The organism is Staphylococcus schweitzeri, assembly GCF_002902405.1.
Lineage (GTDB): Bacteria > Bacillota > Bacilli > Staphylococcales > Staphylococcaceae > Staphylococcus > Staphylococcus schweitzeri.
In genome coordinates this window covers 50,887-72,216 of sequence record NZ_PPQS01000008.1, presented here as the reverse complement: position 1 = coordinate 72,216, position 21,330 = coordinate 50,887, and the positions used below count along the sequence as shown (strand labels likewise).

27 protein-coding genes and 2 pseudogenes are annotated in these 21,330 nt (G+C 31.8%); 1 reads left to right on the top strand and 28 read right to left on the bottom strand.

Annotation, left to right across the window (positions count from 1 at the left end):
• Positions 1-794 precede the first annotated feature (794 nt).
• The 5 genes and pseudogenes from CD116_RS02000 to CD116_RS01980 all read right to left on the bottom strand — a co-directional run.
• Positions 795-1,224: pseudogene (locus CD116_RS02000) on the bottom strand (transposase); the annotation flags it as partial.
• A 324-nt stretch (positions 1,225-1,548) separates the two neighbouring features.
• The gene (locus CD116_RS01995) at positions 1,549-2,352 is read right to left on the bottom strand and encodes a hypothetical protein (protein WP_167468362.1); all 804 of its coding nucleotides are present in this window, start codon (positions 2,350-2,352) and stop codon (positions 1,549-1,551) included.
• A 159-nt stretch (positions 2,353-2,511) separates the two neighbouring features.
• Complete coding sequence (locus tag CD116_RS01990) at positions 2,512-3,648, bottom strand: AAA family ATPase (RefSeq protein ID WP_051981585.1); 1,137 nt, start codon at positions 3,646-3,648, stop codon at positions 2,512-2,514.
• Positions 3,648-4,466 carry a DUF6414 family protein gene (locus tag CD116_RS01985; protein ID WP_047551245.1) on the bottom strand — a complete coding sequence of 273 codons (819 nt, stop codon included), beginning with the start codon at positions 4,464-4,466 and terminating at the stop codon, positions 3,648-3,650. The genes CD116_RS01990 and CD116_RS01985 overlap by 1 nt, the downstream gene beginning before the upstream one ends.
• A 39-nt stretch (positions 4,467-4,505) precedes the next feature.
• Positions 4,506-7,076 carry a hypothetical protein gene (locus CD116_RS01980; RefSeq protein ID WP_047551248.1) on the bottom strand — a complete coding sequence of 857 codons (2,571 nt, stop codon included), beginning with the start codon at positions 7,074-7,076 and terminating at the stop codon, positions 4,506-4,508.
• Positions 7,077-7,200: 124 nt separating this feature from the next.
• Between CD116_RS01980 and CD116_RS01975 the strand changes: the two are divergent.
• Positions 7,201-7,365: pseudogene (locus tag CD116_RS01975) on the top strand (transposase); the annotation flags it as partial.
• A gap of 429 nt (positions 7,366-7,794) precedes the next feature.
• Here CD116_RS01975 and CD116_RS01970 read toward each other — a convergent pair.
• From CD116_RS01970 to rplE, 23 genes are all read right to left on the bottom strand, one after another.
• Entirely contained in the window at positions 7,795-7,974 is a 180-nt protein-coding gene (locus CD116_RS01970) for a hypothetical protein (protein WP_047551314.1), read from the bottom strand.
• Between the two features lie 481 nt (positions 7,975-8,455).
• Complete coding sequence (rpsI, locus tag CD116_RS01965; protein ID WP_001790547.1) at positions 8,456-8,848, bottom strand: 30S ribosomal protein S9; 393 nt, start codon at positions 8,846-8,848, stop codon at positions 8,456-8,458.
• 19 nt (positions 8,849-8,867) lie between these two features.
• Positions 8,868-9,305 (bottom strand): 50S ribosomal protein L13, encoded by a 438-nt coding sequence (rplM, locus tag CD116_RS01960; protein WP_001250038.1) that lies wholly within the window; start codon positions 9,303-9,305, stop codon positions 8,868-8,870.
• Between the two features lie 239 nt (positions 9,306-9,544).
• Complete coding sequence (gene truA / locus CD116_RS01955; protein ID WP_047551251.1) at positions 9,545-10,348, bottom strand: tRNA pseudouridine(38-40) synthase TruA; 804 nt, start codon at positions 10,346-10,348, stop codon at positions 9,545-9,547.
• A 4-nt stretch (positions 10,349-10,352) separates the two neighbouring features.
• Entirely contained in the window at positions 10,353-11,159 is an 807-nt protein-coding gene (locus CD116_RS01950) for an energy-coupling factor transporter transmembrane component T family protein (protein ID WP_047551254.1), read from the bottom strand.
• The gene (locus CD116_RS01945; RefSeq protein ID WP_047529600.1) at positions 11,149-12,009 is read right to left on the bottom strand and encodes an energy-coupling factor transporter ATPase; all 861 of its coding nucleotides are present in this window, start codon (positions 12,007-12,009) and stop codon (positions 11,149-11,151) included. The genes CD116_RS01950 and CD116_RS01945 overlap by 11 nt, the downstream gene beginning before the upstream one ends.
• Positions 12,006-12,815, bottom strand: coding sequence for an energy-coupling factor transporter ATPase (locus CD116_RS01940; RefSeq protein WP_047529602.1), 810 nt, complete (start codon positions 12,813-12,815; stop codon positions 12,006-12,008). Before CD116_RS01940 ends, CD116_RS01945 begins: the two co-directional genes overlap by 4 nt.
• Positions 12,816-13,304: 489 nt before the next feature.
• A complete protein-coding gene (rplQ, locus tag CD116_RS01935; RefSeq protein WP_000542274.1) occupies positions 13,305-13,673 on the bottom strand; it encodes a 50S ribosomal protein L17 in 369 nt (122 codons plus the stop codon).
• A 16-nt stretch (positions 13,674-13,689) separates the two neighbouring features.
• Entirely contained in the window at positions 13,690-14,634 is a 945-nt protein-coding gene (locus CD116_RS01930) for a DNA-directed RNA polymerase subunit alpha (RefSeq protein ID WP_000569649.1), read from the bottom strand.
• 73 nt (positions 14,635-14,707) lie between these two features.
• Positions 14,708-15,097 (bottom strand): 30S ribosomal protein S11, encoded by a 390-nt coding sequence (gene rpsK, locus CD116_RS01925; RefSeq protein ID WP_000101625.1) that lies wholly within the window; start codon positions 15,095-15,097, stop codon positions 14,708-14,710.
• A 23-nt stretch (positions 15,098-15,120) separates the two neighbouring features.
• A complete protein-coding gene (gene rpsM / locus CD116_RS01920) occupies positions 15,121-15,486 on the bottom strand; it encodes a 30S ribosomal protein S13 (RefSeq protein WP_047426037.1) in 366 nt (121 codons plus the stop codon).
• Positions 15,487-15,508: 22 nt separating this feature from the next.
• Entirely contained in the window at positions 15,509-15,622 is a 114-nt protein-coding gene (gene rpmJ / locus CD116_RS01915; protein WP_000868342.1) for a 50S ribosomal protein L36, read from the bottom strand.
• Between the two features lie 31 nt (positions 15,623-15,653).
• A complete protein-coding gene (gene infA, locus CD116_RS01910) occupies positions 15,654-15,872 on the bottom strand; it encodes a translation initiation factor IF-1 (protein WP_001118443.1) in 219 nt (72 codons plus the stop codon).
• A 192-nt stretch (positions 15,873-16,064) separates the two neighbouring features.
• Positions 16,065-16,712, bottom strand: a complete 648-nt coding sequence (locus CD116_RS01905) for an adenylate kinase (RefSeq protein WP_001021467.1) — start codon at positions 16,710-16,712, stop codon at positions 16,065-16,067.
• Positions 16,713-16,728: 16 nt separating this feature from the next.
• Positions 16,729-18,021, bottom strand: a complete 1,293-nt coding sequence (gene secY, locus CD116_RS01900; protein WP_000616781.1) for a preprotein translocase subunit SecY — start codon at positions 18,019-18,021, stop codon at positions 16,729-16,731.
• Positions 18,021-18,461, bottom strand: a complete 441-nt coding sequence (gene rplO, locus CD116_RS01895) for a 50S ribosomal protein L15 (protein ID WP_000766074.1) — start codon at positions 18,459-18,461, stop codon at positions 18,021-18,023. Before rplO ends, secY begins: the two co-directional genes overlap by 1 nt.
• Before the next feature lie 16 nt (positions 18,462-18,477).
• Complete coding sequence (gene rpmD, locus CD116_RS01890; protein ID WP_001096576.1) at positions 18,478-18,657, bottom strand: 50S ribosomal protein L30; 180 nt, start codon at positions 18,655-18,657, stop codon at positions 18,478-18,480.
• Positions 18,658-18,673: 16 nt separating this feature from the next.
• Complete coding sequence (gene rpsE / locus CD116_RS01885; RefSeq protein WP_000113852.1) at positions 18,674-19,174, bottom strand: 30S ribosomal protein S5; 501 nt, start codon at positions 19,172-19,174, stop codon at positions 18,674-18,676.
• A gap of 20 nt (positions 19,175-19,194) precedes the next feature.
• Positions 19,195-19,554, bottom strand: coding sequence for a 50S ribosomal protein L18 (gene rplR / locus CD116_RS01880; RefSeq protein ID WP_047426036.1), 360 nt, complete (start codon positions 19,552-19,554; stop codon positions 19,195-19,197).
• A 31-nt stretch (positions 19,555-19,585) separates the two neighbouring features.
• Positions 19,586-20,122, bottom strand: a complete 537-nt coding sequence (rplF, locus tag CD116_RS01875; protein ID WP_000091973.1) for a 50S ribosomal protein L6 — start codon at positions 20,120-20,122, stop codon at positions 19,586-19,588.
• A 24-nt stretch (positions 20,123-20,146) separates the two neighbouring features.
• Positions 20,147-20,545 carry a 30S ribosomal protein S8 gene (gene rpsH, locus CD116_RS01870; RefSeq protein WP_000178881.1) on the bottom strand — a complete coding sequence of 133 codons (399 nt, stop codon included), beginning with the start codon at positions 20,543-20,545 and terminating at the stop codon, positions 20,147-20,149.
• Positions 20,546-20,576: 31 nt separating this feature from the next.
• Positions 20,577-20,762, bottom strand: a complete 186-nt coding sequence (locus CD116_RS01865) for a type Z 30S ribosomal protein S14 (protein WP_001140799.1) — start codon at positions 20,760-20,762, stop codon at positions 20,577-20,579.
• 22 nt (positions 20,763-20,784) lie between these two features.
• The gene (gene rplE / locus CD116_RS01860) at positions 20,785-21,324 is read right to left on the bottom strand and encodes a 50S ribosomal protein L5 (RefSeq protein ID WP_001080826.1); all 540 of its coding nucleotides are present in this window, start codon (positions 21,322-21,324) and stop codon (positions 20,785-20,787) included.
• Between the last annotated feature and the right edge of the window lie 6 nt (positions 21,325-21,330).

Sequence of the window (21,330 nt, the reverse complement as noted above, 5' to 3'; positions counted from 1 at the left end):
CTAGCATTAATCTTTCAATCACCACCTTGACTTACTACCACAAGTCTTATTTTGATAATACTCTTAAATCATGGTTCTTGAGTTATCGTCAGGTCGTTCTTTCCCTTGAATATCTATGATTAGAACACTATCGTGCGTTTATCGTCCGGCCTACGTAAGCTAAATGACAATTTAATAATGTACACTTTTGATTAGTTAAGCATGTACAAATTATACGTGTAAACCAATGATTCATATTTAAATTCGTTCTATTCCAGAGACAATAAATAAAACAGTGTTCATTTATTCTCTACACATTCCATATTCCCCACACAAACGCAAAAAATACTAAGATTAGCTATGAAAGAATCTATGACGATAGATTTTATTTTTTTAGGTATAGAGAGAAGTAAACTTTTACAAGATCTTGGATTTTAAATCCTTTAAAGAAACAGGTGAACTTTACTCTTGCCTGTTGAAATTCGTTTGTAGTATGTTGGTTTCTTGAAATCATGTATAGGAAAATGAAATGAGAAAGGATTTTAACTTCTCACTTATTCAAATGAAGGTTTTTTAATGATTACTTAGGCATTTATATTAGTAAAAGAAGTAGTATAGTTACATATTATAAAAACAATTCATTATCTAGTAATGAATCAGCTATTGTATGATTGTCAAATATCACCACATTAGCCAAATGTACAATCAAATATTGTCTAACACCTTATCCAAAAATTTTAAATTGAACTCTTTAGGTAAAGTAATGCTTATTTTAATTATTTAATTGTCTACTGGATTTTGGGTGCAGTTCATTCTTAACCAATGTAAAAAAGCAGATTTCTATTAATTATTTGATAGAAATCTGCTTTTTTGAAGTGTATTTGATAATATACAGCTCATTGAGCTGCAATTTTCATAAATCCAAAAACAGGCTCTACATCAATTTTTTTGACTATAGATTTTTTTCGTTTCTGGTTTAGAAAGCTTTTGATTAATTTAGGCTTTAAAGTATTCCCAATTATGATTCTTCATGATTTTCTTATTGGATTTCGAATTTTGCTTCATGCATTGTTGACTCAAAGAACATGCTGAACAGTCATCGTATTCATATAGTTTGAAGTCACGTTTAAAACCATATCTATCATTACGGTATGCATATCTTTTAAAACCTATTCTTTTGTTATTAGGACATATAAATTCACCATTAAGTTCGTCAAATTTCCAATATTGAGTATTAAAAAATTCCACTGACTAAATAATCTATTAGAAACATTTAATATTTTTACATCTGTATAATTAAAATTTAATATATTAATTCTGGTTTCGATATATATTCTTTATATTAATAATTAGAATTACGATATAATTATCGATTATACCTTCTAATATTTATAATCTAGAACATTTATTTTCACGTAATACCGCTGCCGATTTTACACTAATTAATTTTAAACAATTCATCCAAAAAATTTTACACAAATAAATATATAGAGGACTCAATTGAGCGCTTCACAATTTCACAGTTCAAAATTCTTTAATTTTTCTTAAAAGAGATAAAATTCTTTATTATTAAATTCCTCGAAATTCTTCATATCTATTTGAATAATACTCTATTATTTCATCCGTAATTTTATTGTTTTCTTTAAAACCTTCATCTTCATTATAAAAAGGAATTATTTCATCATCATGGGAATAATACTTCGTTAAATATACTTGAATTAACCAATCCACCAAAAATTGACCATTTCCATCAAAAAATGAATCAATTTCACTTAACTGAGTGTGTCCATCTAATAAAAATGGAGTTTTACCTCCATTTCCAAACTTAGTATTATTAAATTCATATTTTGCATATTTAAATAAAGTAAAATATTTCTTTAAGTTTCTAGAGTAATTCTTCAAAACAAATATTTTTGTGTCTGAACTACATTCTCCTATATAATTATTCATGTTTTCTTGTAATTTTTCTAATAAGTCAAAATAGGTTGTCAATATTCTTTCAATACTGGAAAAAATTCGTTCTAAAATTTCATAAAAAGATAAGTCTTGTTTGAATGGTTTAAACTGATGTCCTGTATGAAATTGATAAATTGTGTCATGAGCAGTTTTCGAATCAAATTTTGAGTATCTTTCGTTGTTGTAAAAATCCATCAACTTTGAAATTAATTTATTATCGTCTTTTGAGAATTTATAATCTATTTTTGTATATTCTCTTATCATATTATTTAAATTCTCATGGTTATGACTATATAATGCTTTTTTTACTTTTTTAGAATATATTTTATAATCTTCATTTTCAATGTAATTATATGAAAGGGTTAAAATAACTTTCTGTAGTCTTTCTATACCTACAGAAATTAAGTAATAAGCCATAAATATTTTAGGTTCTGAATTAGACTGATAATTACTCACATTAATCAATTTATTAAGTCCATCAAAAAGAAATTCTCCTGCAGTATATAACTCAGTATTTAAAACTATACTACTATGATAAATTTTTTTTCAATATTAGTCAATTTTTAATAAGCTCCTTTATTCATGGATTTGTGGATATAATTCTTTTTCTAATAAACAATTAAATAAATATCTATTTATACTTTCTATTGTCATGCTATCAATCTCTCTCATACTCAACTTATTTATATCTTGTTTTAACAGTACTTTTAATAGTCCTGATGATAGTAATGTTTCTTTTGTACTTTCATCATATTTTGAAATTAATTTATGATATAATTTTTCAAGATATTCATACTTAATTTTTTCATCAATGGTTTCATATTTAACAAAAACATCAATTCTACTATACAGCGCAGATCCTAGTATGTTCTTAATATTGTTTTTATCTTTAAAATTCGTAGTACAAAATATAATTGTTCCACTAAGATCTATTTGGAAATGATTATCTTTAAAAATATTTTCATCGAACATTTGATAAAATGCATTATAGGTATTAGCAGGACATTTATCAAACTCATCCAATAAAATAAAATTACTTTTACGATTCAATATATCTTCAGATAAACTCTTTTTGTGCTTATTATTTCCAAAGATATAGTTATATCCTTCTGTATCATTTTGCATAGATAATTGTATTCTCTTTAATTTATCGTCTCCAAACAAAATTTTTGCAATGGATTTAATACTCTCAGTTTTACCTACACCAGCAGGTCCATATAACAAGAAAACCTTAGTTTTATTTGAATTGTTATGATTAATAAGACTAGAATGTATTTTTTTTATTGCTTTTTCCTGGCCACGTATTTCAGAATTCGTAATTTTATAACTTTTAATAATATCATCGTTTTTATATGAATAGAATGAGTATTTTATCTCATCAACATTTTCGGGATATAATTTCTTAATACTCTCATTTAAAGTTACTGTTGGATTGATTATATATATTCTCTCTAAAAAACCCTCCTCTTTAAGTGGTTTTATCAACATTCCTAATTCACTTTCGAAGCTACTGGTAAGTCTTTTCACACTTCCTTCATTAATAATAAAATCCTTACTTAATCCTAAGGAAGCATTTAATATACTTTCATCCCCATTAAATAAGCTTTTTAAATTCTCAATTACATCTAAAAAATTGATAAAGAAATTACCTTTCTTCTCTTCATAAAATTGATTTATATCACCTGTTACGATTTTAATAAATTTATTTCCCATTACTTTATACCTGCTATGATTACATCTATTATTTCTACTTTTTTATTTTTATCAAAATTATTTAGTTTAATATTGTTTTGATATTTTTCTGATTTTCTATCGTTATTAATGTTGTCAATTTGATCTTCTAAGTTCTTAATTTGTAGATTCCCTTCAATTTTTTGATCATCAGATTCCATAATTGCATCAAACATTATGTCATTAATAGTAGTTTCTCCTATTACAACACCAACTATATTCATTTTCATATTTCTTAAATCCGAGAGCTTATAGTCACTTCGAAGATGTTTAGGGTTTACACGTATTATCTTATATGAATTGGCTTTATATGCAACAAACTCATGATATGATTTCATTTCATCGATTAATTCTTCCATTTTAGTAAACTCAATATTTTCAAATTCATTACCGTTTTGTAATTTCGAAAAATCCTTTATAACTTTAGTAACTGGTACTAGTGTTTTTAAATATGTAGTAGTTCCTTCTAATATATACAAATTATAATCTTGAATGTATTTCAAGTTAAAATCATTAATTTTAGATTCAATTTTTGATATAAAATCTGTTTTTACAGTATTAGTTAATTCCTTAGTAATATGTTTATCAAATTCAAGTTTCATTATTGCTCTCATATTAACATCCACTTGTTCTTTATTAAGTCCACCCAATACATCTCCCAGTAGCTTAAAAGCTTTACTTTTTGTCGTTCTTTCAAAATACTCTAACCTACCTTCATTTTCTTGATCTAACATATCTAGTGCTGTATCTATATCGAAAACGATAATTTTACTATATTTCATAAATATTTCTTTCGACATTCTTTAACCTCCTTCAATTATTAATTTTGTATACTAACTCTATATTTGTAGCATCTTTAATTCATATACTTTATTCTCAATTTTTCTTTCTAAATCATTATACGAATTTTTGAACTCATCAAATCCTTCAATTTTATACTCATTAATTAATTTAAATACTTGATAGAAACCAGCATCCCAATTGTTAACATGCCATTCTGGATGATCTTCATTTGCTAAATTGCGATACTTAAATGAAACTTTTAAAAGTTCCACTGCATGATCATATACTAAAGTAGCTTCCTTACTTATATTCATTGTCTTAATTAATGAATAAACATATCTTTCTCCTTTTTCAAATCTAAGTTGACTTTCTATATCATAATTATAGTTATCTTCAGCTAGTTTCTTTATGTCTTCTATGCCCATGAAAAACATTTCGTTATTCAAATCAAATGATTGATTATTATAAATTATATCCCTTTGAGAAGTTTGATAACTTGCATTTATATTAAACAGGCAATATATAATGCAATCAGATATAAATTCATCCTTTTCTATATCTGTTATTTTTCTAAAATCTGGGGCTTTAAAATTATCCATATCATTTATCCAGTCATGTCTCACTGCTTTTCTTGTGGCAAAAGTGATGGCTATACTATTAAAGTTTTCTTTAGTTATCGAAATTCCATTTCCCATATAAGCACAACCACTAAGTATAAATACATCTCTTTGCGATTTATATACATTATTTGCAACAGATACCATGTAACCTATTGATCCCTGTAATAATCTTCCCCTAAAGTTCATAGATTCATTTATATTAAATGCGGATGAAAAACGTGGGTATGGTTCATTCATATTTTCTCTTTTAATATCAGTATTTTTTCTTACCCACTCTGACAAAAATTTATCTTGCTCTATTTCTTCAATAACTTTTATTCTATCTTGGACTATACCATCTATTTCTAAATGTTCTACTGACATAGGAAATAGTTTAGAATAATCATTTTTTATAATATCTCTATTCTTATATACACTAAATGCAATTGCCCAATCATTACTTACATCTGAGAACTCACCAGCATTAAACAAAATACCTTTTTGAAATTTAAAGTTACTAAATAATTTGTTATTGAAATGAGTCCAATAATCTCCACCGTTCATAAATTGAGATTTACTAAAGAACGCTATATGAACATTTGTAAGATTAAAATCCTCAACTAATTTTATTACTCTATAATAAAATTGTGCATAAAGTTGTTGTGATGCCTTACCCAAACCATTTGATTTCATTAATTTGTTGATTTCAGTAATTGCAACACTTTTCTTCGACGTTCCTTTAGATCCTGCATTGTTTGCTGTTGCATATGGTGGATTCGCCAAGAAGATAAACGGTTTATTTTGTTTTAATGACTCAAATAATTCTATAGGCATTTTGATTTCATAAGGATTACTTTCAGGATTGATATTTATATCATCGTTAAGAAAATCATACTGAAAACTTTTTGAATTTTGATTATAATCATTCGAAATATCTAATTCTTCTTGATAAAGTGTTGAGCAATAAAGATTGTCAAACAAATAATCCCTAGTTAAGTTTTTCGTTCCACATGCTGGATCCCAAACAACATAGTCATTTCTCCAACTATCTCCTATTACTTCAGAAATAATATCATTAGCTCTATTTGCCCAAACAGTTGGTGTCCAGAAATCTCCAGCAAAGCGTCTTGATGTCTCTTCTATTAACTGATCTGCTATTGATTTAATATGATCTTGCTCAGATAATGTATATTTCCTTTCATATCTTGAAAAAAATGCACCATAAGCGTTGGTATCGATAGAAATTTCACTTTTATCAGGAAGTTGTAGTACGTTTCTTTTTGTTGGTACAGGATAAATATTTGGATTACCTATTATAGAATTAATAAAGATTGAAACGAGCAAATGTGGTTGTTTTTCTGGATTAATTCCTACTTTAACTTTTCTATCACGTGAAAAAATGAATCTTACAAATTCATCAAATACAATTCTTATGTTTTTTTCTGTAACTTTAATTTTGTACATTACTCCATCATTGTTTACCAAACTATCAATAGCATTTAATACATCATTTATATCAAACCCCTTTGTATTGATATCAAATACGAAAGTTGAAAGGTTAGGGTCATTGTTTAATTGATTCATTAAATCTATATTTTTAATCCATGCGTCACTTGGTGCAATACTCCAATCTAAATCTTTTTTTAAATAGTCATAAAGTACAGGCGCATATACTACAAACATTTCATCTTCATCACCACTAAAAATTACGTTTGGTAGCTCTTCGCCATTTAACTCGAACTGTTTTAAATAATAAATTACTTGAGCAATAATCCTTGCTCTAGATGAAACTTTTAATAAGTCTAAATTTTGTTTAAACTCCATTAACATTCTCAACGCTAAAACTAAATCACCTGATCTCAAAAATCCATCACTACCATATGCATTATGTAATGTAGCATTTGGATTTCCATCTATATATCTTTTTTGGAATATTCGTTTGTATGCATTTTCTATATCTGATTCATTTTTAAAATTCTTAAGAGATCTTTTGAATTCTTGATTATCTTTTTTTGTTATTTTCCCCATGAGAATCACCTCGTTTTATCTCGTGTATTTCTTCTATTATCCCATATATTAATTGTACTGTTAATAAACATTATAAAAACCTCTATTTAACTGGCTATGATATGTACCCTATAAAGTAGATTGTTTAGAGAATGGTCCTTTAGAAGGTATAGATACCAAAATAAAATTAATTAAACGTACATCTTTTGGTTATGGAAGTTACAATCATTTGCGCATTCTAATATTATTATCTTCAAAACTTAACGCTCCAAAGAGTAAAAAGGAAGTTAAGCAATGTCTATTTGCCTAACTTCCGATATTGAACTCATCAGTCCGATTTATTATAGAACCTGAATAATTTAATACACAAACGCAAAAAAACACCTCGACATAACATCGAGGTGTTTTGTATATATCGTCCGACAATTAACATTTTGAGAATTGAGGTGAACGACGAGCTGCTTTAAGATTTGGTTTTTTACGTTCAAAAAACTTTAGGGTTTCGTACAATTGTATAGACTGTCGTAAGCCTTGATACTAAAGGATTTCTAATTTTTCCGATTGCATAGTATTGCACCAAATATCACTCAGGGGTAACTAAATAAACTGCTGTCCGGTGGTATATACTCTCGTATCGTCCGATTATCGTCCGGTTATCGTCCGGTCGTAAATATATTGATTTATCAATGTTTTTATGTATATCAATAGGTTATCGTCCGGTTATCACTTGATGAATTTATTAGTCTCTAATTAAATAATATCTAGTTCCCAGACCTCTACCTTCAGATCCGATAATCTCTAACTTCTTCAGTTCAGCAATTAAATCAGATGTATAACTTTTTTGAAGTCCCATTGTTTCTTGAATTTCTAGCCTACTTGCTAACTTACCATCTGATAAAAATTCTACAATCTCTGACAACTTCTGATTAGTAGGTATTTTATTTAACTTGTAATTCTTATTAAATAATACTACTCGAAAGCTCACAAAACCCTTGATAAAACTGGTTTCCCATGATTTTTTAATATTTTTCTTTTGAGTTACTCGAAAATTTTCCTCTTTACTCGAAAGCTGTCCTTCAACCTCAGTTTGCAAACATTCAATACTATATCTATCGAATATCATTACAACCTCTATCTGCTTGTCGTACGAATCCCAAAGAAAAACAAGGTCATTTCATATGGTTTCCTAAAGTTTCATATCATTGAAGTTTAAGCAGAATTGAAACAAATTAGTTCCTCTAGGGGTAACTAATTTGTATCTAAATGACTCTATAAAAATACAAAAAACACTCTTTGGAATAATCCAAAGAGTGTTGTAAACGTTTCTTCAGTTGAACACAAATTGCTGACGCAATTTGCGAACTCCATCTGTAAGCGAACAAGTTCGCAACAGCTGCAGCTTAACGTTTTGAGAATTGAGGTGAACGACGAGCTGCTTTAAGACCTGGTTTTTTACGTTCTTTCATACGTGGGTCACGAGTAAGTAATCCAGCGCGTTTTAAAGAACCTCTGTATTCAGGATCTGCTTCTAATAATGCACGAGCGATTCCGTGACGGATAGCTTGAGCTTGTCCAGTGAAACCACCACCATGAACGTTAACTAAAACATCGTAGTTACCTTTAGTTTCAGTTACATCAAATGGTTGGTTTAAGTCTAAAATTAATGATTCGAATGGTAAGTATTCGCGTACGTCACGGTTATTAACTGTGATGTTACCTTCACCTGGTACTAAACGTACACGTGCTACTGAGTTTTTACGACGGCCTGTGCCTCTATATTCAACTTGTGCCAAAGTCATTTCCTCCTTCTAATTAACCACGTAATTCGTAGTTTTCTGGTTGTTGTGCAGCGTGTGGATGTTCAGCGCCACCATATACAAATAATTTTTTACCTTGTTTTTCGCCTAAACGAGTGCTTGGTAACATACCTTTAATTGAGTTTTCAATTAAACGTTCTGGGTTAGTTCTTCTTAATTCACCAGCAGTGATTGATTTAATACCACCTGGGTGATTTGAGTGACGGTAGTAAACTTTGTCAGTCTCTTTGTTACCAGTAAATTCGATTTTTGATGCATTAATAACGATTACATAATCACCAGTATCAACGTGTGGTGTGTAAGTTACTTTATTTTTACCGCGTAAGATAGATGCTACTTCTGATGATAAACGACCTAATGTTTGGCCTTCAGCATCGATAACATACCATTTGCGCTCAATGTTTGATTCATTTGCCATAAATGTTTGACGCATAATAATTGTCCTCCTAAAAAATAAATGCTTCTATTCAAGCTATAAACAGTTTCATAACCTAATAGATGATTTCATTTGTTTCATTTTTAAAACGTTTCATTTCATTTATTTTGTTAACTGTTGTTCGTTTCTGCTTATATATCTTGTAACACAATAAGTTTCCGGGGCTTATCGTGGGGTGGATATAAAACAATACCGTTAATAATCTTATAATTTCACAAGCTTTTTGTCAATGGCAATCAGTCATTTTGTAATGATTTTTTACGATGTATTTTTATATCATTGCCAAAGTCTTTTAATAACTCATTTTCATCTAAATAAATCTTCTCTAAATATAGTCCTTCAGCCGGTGCAGTAAAAGGTACATTCTTACGATTCTTTGATTCAAGAAGTTTTGGTACATCAGATACTTCGTGACGCCCTTTTCCGACTTCTATTAAAAATGCAACTAAGACACGCACCATGTTATATAAAAAGCCAGAACCAGTGACAATATAATCAAAGCCATCATCGGTTTTCACAATTTCACTTTGGTATAATGTTCTAACTTTGCTCTCTACTTCAGTTTTTTGCGAACAAAATCCCGTAAAATCATGTGTACCTATGAATTGTTGTGCCGCTCTGTTCATTTTGTCTAAATCTAACGTTTCAGGAATGAATGTTTTCAAACCACTTTGAAACGGATCGCAGTGTTGTGCTTGATATACTTTATATCGATAGCGTTTACCGACACAATCGTAGCGACAATGAAAATCGTCATCGACTGTAACTACATTGTTGACATAAATATCATCAGGTAACGTTCGGTTCATTGCATATTGCCATTGTGACATAGGTATATTCAGCTCTGTGTCAAAATGAAAGTACTGCTGTATTGCATGTACACCTCTATCAGTTCTACTTGATGGATGGATTCTCACATGTCTTTTATGCATGCGTTGTAATAGCTTTTCAAATTGTTGCTGTACCGTTCGACCATTTTGTTGAATTTGAAAACCTAGAAAATTATTTCCTTGATACGCAATTTCTACTAATATACGCATGAATTTACACTCCTGAATATTTTAATACGAATAAAATAATTGTAATTGGGATAATCATGATTAAAGATAACGTATCTCTCAATTGCCATTTAAGCTGTCTGTAGCTCGTTCTCTTAACATTGGCATCATAGCCCCTAACTTCCATAGCGACCGCTAATTCTTCGGCGCGTTGGAAAGCTGAGATGAATAGTGGAACTAGCAATGGAATAAATGATTTAATACGTGTTGCAATGTTCCCTGAACTTATTTCAGAACCACGCGACTTTTGCGCCAAAATGATTTTATCTAACTCATCCATTAATGTCGGAATAAACCTTAAAGCAATGGACATAATCATACTTAATTGATGTACTGGTAATTTAAACATTTTTAGTGGTGCAAGTAATCTTTCAAACGCATCTGTTAAATCAATTGGACTTGTAGATAGTGTCATAATTGTTGCAATCATCACAATCCCAATTAAACGCAGTGATATATATATACCTTCTAAAATACCATTAGTTTCAATCGTAATACCGTGCCATTCAACTAATACATGACCACCTTTAGTTAAAAATATATGCATCATTAATGTGAAAATTAAAAAGAAAAATATTGGCGTTAAACCTTTAATTAAGAACCAAAATTGAATTTTTGCTAATCTCATAAAGAATAAGATAAGTGCAAACACCCAAAGGTATGTTAGAGGTGAGTGACAAAAAAATATTAATATAATAAATAAAAAGACAAACATTAACTTTGCTCTTGGATCAAGATGATGAACAAAGGAATTAATTGGTAAATATCGCCCTATAATCAATTTATTTTTCATGTTGCCACTCCTTATACAAGCTTACAAATGCTTCTTCAGTTAAGGCAATATCTTTTAATTTTGTTTGATGTTTTTGTTCAAAGTCATATTGTAACTGAACAATTTCTGGTAAACCAATGTGCCAATTCACCAGCTTTTCTTTATCTTTGAAGAGCTCTTTTGGTGATGTTTGCGACACTATACTACCTTCTTTCATAACGATGACTTCATCTGCATAACGCGCGACTTCATTCATATCATGTGAAATTAGGATAATTGCCTTATTTTCATCTGTTTGTAGTGACTTTAGTAATCGCATTACTTGTCGTTTACTTTGTGGATCAAGTCCTGCTGTAGGTTCATCAACCACGATAATATCAGGATTCATTGCCAATATCGATACAATCGCTATTTTACGCATTTGTCCACCTGACATTTGAAATGGTGATTGTAACATTACATCTCTTGAAAAACCAAGGTCCATCAATAAACGATATGCATAACTTTTGGCTTCATCTAAATTCATTTTAAAGTTTTTAGGTCCAAATATCATTTCACGTTCTACTGTATCTTCAAATAATTGTGATTCTGGAAATTGAAAGACCATGCCAATTCTTTTTCTTAGTGGTCTAATAAATTTATCTTTAGTCTTATGTGTAACCTCAACATCATTAATTGTAACTTTACCACTAGTTGGCTTTAACAGTGCATTAATATTTTGTATCAATGTTGATTTACCACTACCCGTTTGTCCAACGATGGCGTAATATTTACCTTGCTCAAATTCTGTATTAACATCATGAATAGCTTGATGCTGGTATGGTGTCCCTTTTTGATAGGTATAACTTACATTGTCAAAGCGTATAGTCATAGTTGATCCACCAGCCCTTCATAAGTTAAGAATGATGTTTGGTGTCCCAGCATTTGATTTATTTTGATTGGGAATGGCAAATCTAGACCTATTGTTGTTAACTCTTCTGCATGGTCGAAAATTTCAATCGCTGTGCCTTGTTTATAGACAGTCCCTTTATTCATAACGATAACATAATCTGCTTCCATCGCCTCAGATAAATCATGGGTAATAGAAATGATTGTAATGTTATGTTCTTCTTTAACTTTTCTTACTATATTAAGTAGATTATGACGAGCGTTCGGATCTAACATGGATGTTGCTTCGTCTAATATAATGACAGAGGGGTTAAGTGCTAATACACTTGCTATAGCCACACGCTGCTTCTGTCCCCCCGATAATGCATTAGGTTCATAATCTGCACGTTCTAACATATCTACTTGTTTAAGTGCTTCGCTGACTCTTCTGTGCATTTCGTCGTGTGGAACCGCATGATTTTCAAGTCCAAATGCAACATCGTATTTTACAATTGAACCAACAAATTGATTATCCGGATTCTGAAAAACAATCCCAATTTCTTTTCGTAACTTTTCAAGATTATCGTCAGTAACAACCTGACTATTATAAAAAATCTCACCTGATTTAATTTTTTCAATACCAATCATTAATTTAGCAATAGTGGACTTTCCAGAACCATTATGACCAACAATAGATGTCCATTGACCTTTAGGAATATTAAAAGAAACATCTTTCAATGTGAAGGATGCATCACTTTGGTATTGAAATGAAACGTTTTTAAATGCAATAATTGAATTCATATCCTCCACTTGTCTCTCTCCTTTACGATTCGTGTATCTCTCATATTTTACAATATTTATAAAACGCTGTATATGACATTGATTATGATTACAATATATTGAAAGTAATTAAACTACTTCCCAGCTCATTTCCATTCACATTCGTTGATTCTACAATTTCTGAAGACCTTAATCCAACTTTATTGATTATACATAAATGCCACAAAAATAATATTTAATAACTATACCATACAACTTAATTAGTTTAATATAATGAATCATTCAAAATGCGAATCTCTGAAACAAAAAAATATCGGACTTGTAAACATTTCTGTTCAAAAGTCCGATAGCTTATACAATAAAAAAGCGCGCACCCCATCATAAGTTTGTTGAGTTCACGCTTTAAATCTTTATTTAGTTGATGGGGTACTCTGAGCTAGACAATATTTGTATGTGGCAAACATTATCGTTGCACTCATTTGCTTTATATAAAAGTAGTTAGTGCATTTATATAAATTGTTATACTAATTCGATAATTACTGATTCAGCACCGTCACCGCGACGAGGGCCTTGTTTAAGGATACGAGTGTAACCACCTTGACGTTCTGTATAACGTTCTGCGATTTCACCAAATAATTTTTGAAGTGCAGTTTGTGTAGTTTCATCTTCATTTAAGATTTCAACATTACGTAAAGTTTTAGCTGCATTACGACGAGAAGCTAAATCTCCCTTTTTACCTAAAGTGATTAATTTCTCAACAACACTGCGAACTTCTTTTGCACGAGCTTCTGTAGTTTCAATACGCTCACTAATAATAAGTGAAGTAGCTAAGTCACGTAACATAGCTTTACGTTGATCAGAAGTACGACCTAATTTTCTGTAACCCATGAGTTAACCTCCTTTATCAATCTTCTTTTCTTAATCCTAATCCTAAATCTTCTAATTTGTATTTAACTTCTTCTAAAGATTTACGACCTAAATTACGTACTTTCATCATGTCAGCTTCAGATTTATCAGCTAACTCTTGAACAGAATTAATTCCTGCGCGTTTTAAGCAGTTATATGAACGTACAGATAAGTCTAATTCTTCGATAGACATTTCTAATACTTTTTCTTTTTGATCTTCTTCTTTTTCAATCATGATTTCAGCATTTTGTGCTTCATCAGTAAGACCAACGAAGATATTCAAGTGTTCAGTCATTATTTTTGCTGCTAATGAAACTGATTCTTGTGGTGTGATTGAACCATTAGTCCAAACATCCAATGTTAATTTATCAAAATCACTGCTTTGACCTACACGTGTATTTTCAACAGTATAGTTCACACGTTCAACAGGTGAATACAATGAATCAACAGGGATTACACCAATTGGTAAATCACTAGTATTATTTTGTTCTGCTAATGCGTAACCTCTACCCTTGTTAGCAACTAGACGAATTTTTAAGTGACCACCTTTAGATACTGTTGCAATTTTAAGCTCTGGGTTTAAAATTTCAACATCACTATCATGTGTAATGTCGCTTGCAGTTACTTCGCCTTCATCACGTACATCAATTTCTAAAGTTTTATCTTCTTCAGAATAGATTTTTAATGCTAATTGTTTAATGTTCATAATGATTGTAGAAACATCTTCAACTACATTATCTACTGCTGAGAATTCATGTAAAACTCCCTCAATTTCAATATACTTAACGGCTGCACCTGGTAATGAAGATAGTAGGATACGACGTAAGGAGTTTCCTAGTGTAGTACCGTAGCCACGTTCTAGTGGTTCAACAACGAACTTACCGAATTTAGCATCTTCACTAATTTCAATTGTCTCAATTCTAGGTTTTTCGATTTCTATCATTTAAATATCCTCCTTATATACGTCGACTTAATTTAGAATGTTTGCTCAGTGACCTGTAACAATACCATCAAAATTATACACGACGACGTTTTGGTGGACGACAACCGTTATGAGGTACTGGAGTAACGTCTCTGATTGCAGTTACTTCTAAACCTGCAGATTGTAATGCACGAATAGCTGATTCACGACCTGGACCAGGTCCTTTAACTGTTACTTCAACTGTTTTTAAACCATGCTCCATAGCTGATTTAGATGCAGTTTCAGAAGCCATTTGTGCTGCAAATGGTGTTGATTTTTTAGATCCTTTAAATCCTAATGCACCAGCTGATGACCATGATAAAGCATTACCGAATTCATCAGTGATAGTTACAATAGTATTGTTGAATGTTGAACGGATGTGTGCTACACCATTTTCAATATTCTTTTTCACTCTACGTTTACGAGATACTTGTTTACGTGCCATTTAAAATTTGCCTCCTTTACCTATTATTTTTTCTTATTAGCTACCGTTTTAACTGGTCCTTTACGAGTACGAGCATTGTTTTTCGTTTTTTGACCACGAACTGGTAAGCCACGACGGTGACGGATACCACGGTATGATGAAATTTCCATTAAACGTTTAATATTTAAGTTAGTTTCACGACGTAAGTCACCTTCAACTTTATAACCGTCTACAACTTCACGGATGCGACCTAATTCGTCATCAGTTAAATCTTTCACACGAGTATCAGCTGATACGTTAGCTTCTTCAAGAATTTTTTGAGCAGTTGCCGTACCGATACCGTATATATAAGTTAATGAGATAACTACGCGTTTTTCACGTGGAATATCTACTCCTGCAATACGTGCCATATTAATTTACACCTCTCTTTTATTAACCTTGTCTTTGTTTGTGTTTTGGATTTTCACAAATTACCATTACTTTACCTTTACGTTTAATGACTTTACATTTTTCGCAAATAGGTTTTACTGATGGTCTTACTTTCATTTTTATACCTCCCTATATTATGGAGTGACGATTATTTATAACGATAAGTAATTCTTCCGCGTGTTAAATCGTACGGAGACATCTCAACAGTTACTTTGTCGCCAGGTAGAATACGAATGTAATTCATTCTGATTTTACCACTTACGTGAGCTAAAATCTCATGACCGTTTTCTAATTCTACTTTAAACATTGCGTTCGGTAAAGTATCTAATACAGTACCTTCTAATTCAATTACATCTTGTTTAGCCATTGATTAACTTCCCCCTTTTTGCAATAGTAAGGTAATCGTCAATAGACAACTTTATTGTTACGAATCTATCAGTGATTAATTTTATAAGTTAAACAAAAATTACGGGAATTAATTATCGTTAATTGCCACTCTCATCTATCTAATATGATTAAATCATGCCTCACTTAAAATAGACCGCTTAAAGTTGATCTATTACAAATGATCTAAAATATCAATGACATCTTTGGTAACGTCGCTAATGTCTTTTGAACCATCAATATTTTTCAATACACCTTTTTTATCATAGAATTCTAAAATAGGTTTAGATTGTTTAATATTGACACTCAAACGATTAGCTACCGTTTCAGGATTATCATCTTCTCGTTGATACAATTTACCACCATCGATATCACAAATACCTTCGACCTTCGGAGGATTAAATACAAGATGATACGTTGTACCACATGACTCACAGATTCGACGACCTGTAAGACGGTTCATTAATTCTTCTTCCGGAACTTCGATATTGATAACAGCATCAATGTTTCTGCCAAGCTCAGACATAATGTTATTTAATGCCTCAGCTTGCTCGATTGTTCTTGGGAAGCCATCTAATAAAAAGCCTTTTTTTGCATCGTCTTCAGAAATTCTTTCTTTAACGATACCGACAGTAACTTCATCAGGAACTAATTCGCCACGATCCATAAAGGACTTAGCTTCTTTACCTAATTCAGTTTCTTCTTTTATAGCTTTTCTGAACATGTCACCAGTTGAAATGTGGGGTATTGGGAATTTCTTGACAATTTCACTTGCTTGAGTTCCTTTACCTGCACCAGGTAAACCCATCAAAATGATATTCATAAGTGCCCTCCTAAAATTATCTACCACCAAAGCCTTTATATTCTTTTTGAGTTACTTGAGCTTCTAGAGACTTCATTGTTTCAATTGCTACACCGATAACGATAAGTAAACTTGTACCACCAATCTGAATTGATTGCGGTAATCCCATAAACTTAGTTGCTAAAATCGGTAATATTGAAATAACGGCTAAGAAGATAGAACCTACAAAAGTTAAACGATATAAAACTTTGGTAATATATTTTTTGGTTTGTTCACCAGGTCTAATACCTGGAACATAACTACCTTGCTTTTTAAGGTTGTCAGCCATTTTTTCCGGATTAACTTGTACAAATGCATAGAAGTACGTGAATAGTATGATTAGCACGATATATACTACCATACCTACATTACTTGAAGGATTTGCAGCATTCGCAATGTTTTGTGCCCATTCTTTATCTGGATAGAACAATGTTAATGTTCTAGGCAATAAGAAGAATGCCATTGCAAAGATTACAGGAATAACACCGGCTGAGTTAACTTTTAAAGGTAGATAAGTTGCTTGTGAACCTAATCTTTGAGCAGTTTGTTTCTTAGCATATTGAATCGGAATTTTACGAACGGCTTCAAGTACATAAATAGCTCCGACAGTTAATAGTATTAATGACACTAATAGTCCTAGTACTTTCAACCAAGCTAAAGATGTATCTTCTTGCCCAACGAACGCAGATTGTCCAAATTGAATTAGACTAGCTGGTAACGTTGATAAAATACCTGCGAATATGATAATAGAAATACCATTACCAACACCGAACTGAGTGATTTGATCACCAAGCCATATTAAGAAAGCAGTTCCTGCTGTCAAAACTAGTGCAATTAATAAATAGCTCATAATTGACTGATTAATAATCAGTGCACCTTTGAGATAATTATTAAATTGGAATGCCATACCTATAGATTGGATAAATGCTAAAGAAATTGCTAAATAACGTGTAACGTTATTTAATTTTCTTCTTCCTACTTCACCTTGTTTTGCCCATTCTGAGAATTTAGGAACAATATCCATTTGTAATAATTGCATTACGATGGATGCAGTGATGTAGGGCACAATACCCATTGCAAAAATAGAAAATCGTTTCAAGGCTCCGCCACCAAAAGTATTTAATAACTCAGTGGCACCTTGAGAACCTTGGGGATTATCAAAAGCTGCAGGATTAACTCCTGGAGCTGGTATATAAGTCCCTATTTTAAAAATTACTAACATTGCTAGTGTGAAGAAAATCTTGTTACGAACTTCTTTTGTTCTAAAGAAATTCACAAGGGTTTGAATCATTAGATCACCTCGTGTGCTCCACCTTTAGCATCAATAGCTTCTGCTGCTGAAGCTGAGAATTTATGAGCTTTCACTGTCAATTTCTTATCAAGTGAACCATTACCTAGTATTTTAATACCAGATTTTTCATTCTTAACAACACCAGATTCTACTAATAAAGCTGGAGTTACTTCAGTACCATCTTCAAATTTATTAAGTTGGTCTAAGTTAACAATAGCATATTCTTTACGATTTATGTTAGTAAAACCACGTTTTGGTAAACGACGGAATAATGGTAATTGACCACCTTCAAATCCTGGTCTTACACCACCGCCTGAACGAGCTTTTTGACCTTTGTGACCGCGACCACTTGTTTTACCGTTACCTGTCGCAACACCACGTCCAACACGATTGCGTTCTTTACGTGAACCTTCTGCCGGTTTTAACTCATGTAATTTCATTTCGGCACCTCCTTGATTATTTTTCTTCTACTGTTAATAAGTGCTTAACTTTGTTGATTTGCCCACGAATAGCAGGGTTATCTTCAACAACTACTGAACTGTTAGTCTTTTTAAGACCTAAAGCTTCAACAGTTTTACGTTGTGTTTCAGGACGACCAATAACACTACGAGTGAGGGTAATTTGTAATTTAGCCATAACTAGTTTTCCCTCCTTAATTGTATAATTCTTCTACTGTTTTGCCACGTAATTTCGCAACATCTTCAGCATTTTTAAGGTTTTGTAAACCATTGATTGTCGCACGAACCATGTTAATTGGAGTGTTTGATCCTAATGATTTACTTAAGATATCTGTAATACCTGCTAATTCAAGCACGGCACGAACAGGACCACCAGCGATAACCCCTGTACCAGGTGCAGCCGGTTTCATAAATACGCTTCCTGAACCGTAACGGCCAGTAATTGTGTGTGGAGTTGTACCTTCAACACGTGGAACAACTACTAAATCTTTTTTAGCTGCTTCTACAGCTTTTTTGATTGCTTCAGGTACTTCTTGTGCTTTACCAGTACCGAAACCTACACGACCATTTTTGTCTCCAACTACAACTAATGCAGTGAAACGGAAACGACGACCACCTTTTACAACTTTTGCTACACGGTTGATTGTAACAACGCGTTCTTCAAATTCTTTCGTCTCTTCTTCTCTACGAGCCATGTATTTGTCCCTCCTTTAAATTAAAATTCTAATCCGCTTTCTCTTGCAGCTTCTGCTAATGCTTTAACACGTCCGTGATATAAATATCCTCCACGGTCAAATACGATTTCTTTAATGCCTTTGTCAGCAGCTTTTTTAGCAATTGCTTCACCGACTTTAGATGCTAATTCAACTTTAGTTGCTGAAGTAGCAATGTCGCTATCTTTTGAAGAAGCTTGAGCTAATGTTACGCCTTTATTATCATCAATAATTTGAGCGTAGATATGCTTGTTTGAACGATATACGTTTAAACGTGGCTTTTCAGCTGTACCTGATAAGTTAGTACGAACACGAGCATGTCTTTTTAAACGCACTTTGTTTTTATCAATTTTACTGATCATTTCAATACTCCTTTCTGTAGAGTTTTATCTATTATTTACCAGTTTTACCTTCTTTACGGCGAACATATTCACCTTGGTAACGAATACCTTTACCTTTATAAGGTTCTGGAGGTCTTACTGAACGGATGTTAGAAGCTAATGCTCCAACTTGTTCTTTTGAAATACCTTCAACTTTAACAACTGTGTTTTTCTCAACTGAGAAAGTAATATTCTCTTCAGCTTTAATTTCAACTGGGTGAGAATAACCAACGTTAAGGATTAAGTCTTTACCTTGCATTTGAGCACGGTAACCTACACCAACAAGCTCAAGTACTTTTTCGTATCCTTGAGAAACACCTTGCACCATATTGTTTAATAAAGCACGAGTTGTACCATGGTTTGTTCTATCTTCTTTAGAATCAGATGGTCTTACAACTTCAATTGTGTTTTCTTCTTGTTTGAATGTCATTCTTTCATTTAAAGTTCTTGATAATTCACCTTTAGGACCTTTAACAGTTACATGATTTCCATCAAAAGTTACTGTTACGTCACTAGGAATGTCAATAATTTTCTTACCAACACGACTCATGTTATGGCACCTCCTTATTTTTTATTACCAAACGTATGCGATAATTTCTCCACCAACATTACGTTTTCTTGCTTCTTTATCAGTGATTACACCTTCAGAAGTTGATACTAATGCGATACCTAAACCATTTAATACTTTAGGCATTTCGCTAGCTTTTGCATAAACACGTAAACCTGGTTTTGAAATACGTTTTAATCCTGTGATAACACGCTCATCGTTTTGACCATATTTTAAGAATAAACGAAGTACACCTTGTTTATCATCTTCTACGTATTCAACATTTTTAATGAAACCTTCACTCTTTAAGATTTCAGCAATTTCTTTTTTGATATTTGATGCAGGTAATTCTAATTTCTCGTGACGCACCATGTTTGCGTTTCTTACACGAGTAAGCATATCTGCGATTGGATCTGTCATTGTCATTGATTGTTGCCTCCTTTCAGACTCTTTTTTATTACCAGCTAGCTTTACGAACGCCAGGGATTTGGCCTTTGTAAGCTAATTCACGGAAACAAATACGGCATAATTTAAATTTACGATATACAGAATGTGGACGGCCACAACGTTCACAACGAGTGTATTCACGAACTGCATATTTTTGTTTTTTTTGTTGCTTAGCAACCATTGAAGTTTTAGCCACTTAATTAGCCTCCTTTAAATAATTATTTACGGAATGGCATACCGAAGTTAGCTAACAATTCACGAGCTTCTTCATCAGTGTTAGCAGTAGTTACGATAACAATATCCATTCCTCTAACTTTACTTACTTTATCATAGTCGATTTCTGGGAAAATTAATTGTTCTTTAACACCTAAAGTGTAGTTACCGCGTCCGTCAAATGCTTTTTTAGAAACACCTTGGAAGTCACGTACACGTGGTAATGATACTGAAATTAATTTGTCTAAGAATTCATACATTCTTTCACCGCGAAGTGTTACTTTCGCACCGATTGGCATACCTTCACGTAAACGGAAAGTCGCGATTGATTTTTTAGCTTTAGTTACTAATGGTTTTTGACCAGTGATTAATTCTAATTCTTCAACAGCATTGTCTAATACTTTAGAATTTTGTACTGCGTCACCTACACCCATGTTCACAACGATTTTATCTATTTTTGGTACTTCCATCACTGAACTATAATTGAATTTTTTCATTAAACTTTCAGTAACTTCAGTATTAAACTTTTCTTTTAAACGGTTCAAAGTGGG

Excerpts from the sequence above, each read along its gene's own strand:
- CD116_RS01995 (WP_167468362.1), bottom strand. The coding sequence starts at position 2,352 with ATGGCTTATTACTTAATTTCTGTAGGTATAGAAAGACTACAGAAAGTT.
- CD116_RS01990 (WP_051981585.1), bottom strand. The coding sequence starts at position 3,648 with ATGGGAAATAAATTTATTAAAATCGTAACAGGTGATATAAATCAATTT.
- CD116_RS01985 (WP_047551245.1), bottom strand. The coding sequence starts at position 4,466 with ATGTCGAAAGAAATATTTATGAAATATAGTAAAATTATCGTTTTCGAT.
- CD116_RS01980 (WP_047551248.1), bottom strand. The coding sequence starts at position 7,076 with ATGGGGAAAATAACAAAAAAAGATAATCAAGAATTCAAAAGATCTCTT.
- rplM (WP_001250038.1), bottom strand. The coding sequence starts at position 9,305 with ATGCGTCAAACATTTATGGCAAATGAATCAAACATTGAGCGCAAATGG.
- truA (WP_047551251.1), bottom strand. The coding sequence starts at position 10,348 with ATGCGTATATTAGTAGAAATTGCGTATCAAGGAAATAATTTTCTAGGT.
- CD116_RS01950 (WP_047551254.1), bottom strand. The coding sequence starts at position 11,159 with ATGAAAAATAAATTGATTATAGGGCGATATTTACCAATTAATTCCTTT.
- CD116_RS01945 (WP_047529600.1), bottom strand. The coding sequence starts at position 12,009 with ATGACTATACGCTTTGACAATGTAAGTTATACCTATCAAAAAGGGACA.
- rplQ (WP_000542274.1), bottom strand. The coding sequence starts at position 13,673 with ATGGGTTACAGAAAATTAGGTCGTACTTCTGATCAACGTAAAGCTATG.
- CD116_RS01930 (WP_000569649.1), bottom strand. The coding sequence starts at position 14,634 with ATGATAGAAATCGAAAAACCTAGAATTGAGACAATTGAAATTAGTGAA.
- rpsK (WP_000101625.1), bottom strand. The coding sequence starts at position 15,097 with ATGGCACGTAAACAAGTATCTCGTAAACGTAGAGTGAAAAAGAATATT.
- rpsM (WP_047426037.1), bottom strand. The coding sequence starts at position 15,486 with ATGGCACGTATTGCAGGAGTAGATATTCCACGTGAAAAACGCGTAGTT.
- rpmJ (WP_000868342.1), bottom strand. The coding sequence starts at position 15,622 with ATGAAAGTAAGACCATCAGTAAAACCTATTTGCGAAAAATGTAAAGTC.
- infA (WP_001118443.1), bottom strand. The coding sequence starts at position 15,872 with ATGGCTAAACAAGATGTAATTGAATTAGAAGGTACTGTATTAGATACT.
- CD116_RS01905 (WP_001021467.1), bottom strand. The coding sequence starts at position 16,712 with ATGAATATCATTTTGATGGGTTTACCTGGTGCAGGTAAAGGAACTCAA.
- secY (WP_000616781.1), bottom strand. The coding sequence starts at position 18,021 with ATGATTCAAACCCTTGTGAATTTCTTTAGAACAAAAGAAGTTCGTAAC.
- rplO (WP_000766074.1), bottom strand. The coding sequence starts at position 18,461 with ATGAAATTACATGAGTTAAAACCGGCAGAAGGTTCACGTAAAGAACGC.
- rpmD (WP_001096576.1), bottom strand. The coding sequence starts at position 18,657 with ATGGCTAAATTACAAATTACCCTCACTCGTAGTGTTATTGGTCGTCCT.
- rpsE (WP_000113852.1), bottom strand. The coding sequence starts at position 19,174 with ATGGCTCGTAGAGAAGAAGAGACGAAAGAATTTGAAGAACGCGTTGTT.
- rplR (WP_047426036.1), bottom strand. The coding sequence starts at position 19,554 with ATGATCAGTAAAATTGATAAAAACAAAGTGCGTTTAAAAAGACATGCT.
- rplF (WP_000091973.1), bottom strand. The coding sequence starts at position 20,122 with ATGAGTCGTGTTGGTAAGAAAATTATTGACATTCCTAGTGACGTAACA.
- rpsH (WP_000178881.1), bottom strand. The coding sequence starts at position 20,545 with ATGACAATGACAGATCCAATCGCAGATATGCTTACTCGTGTAAGAAAC.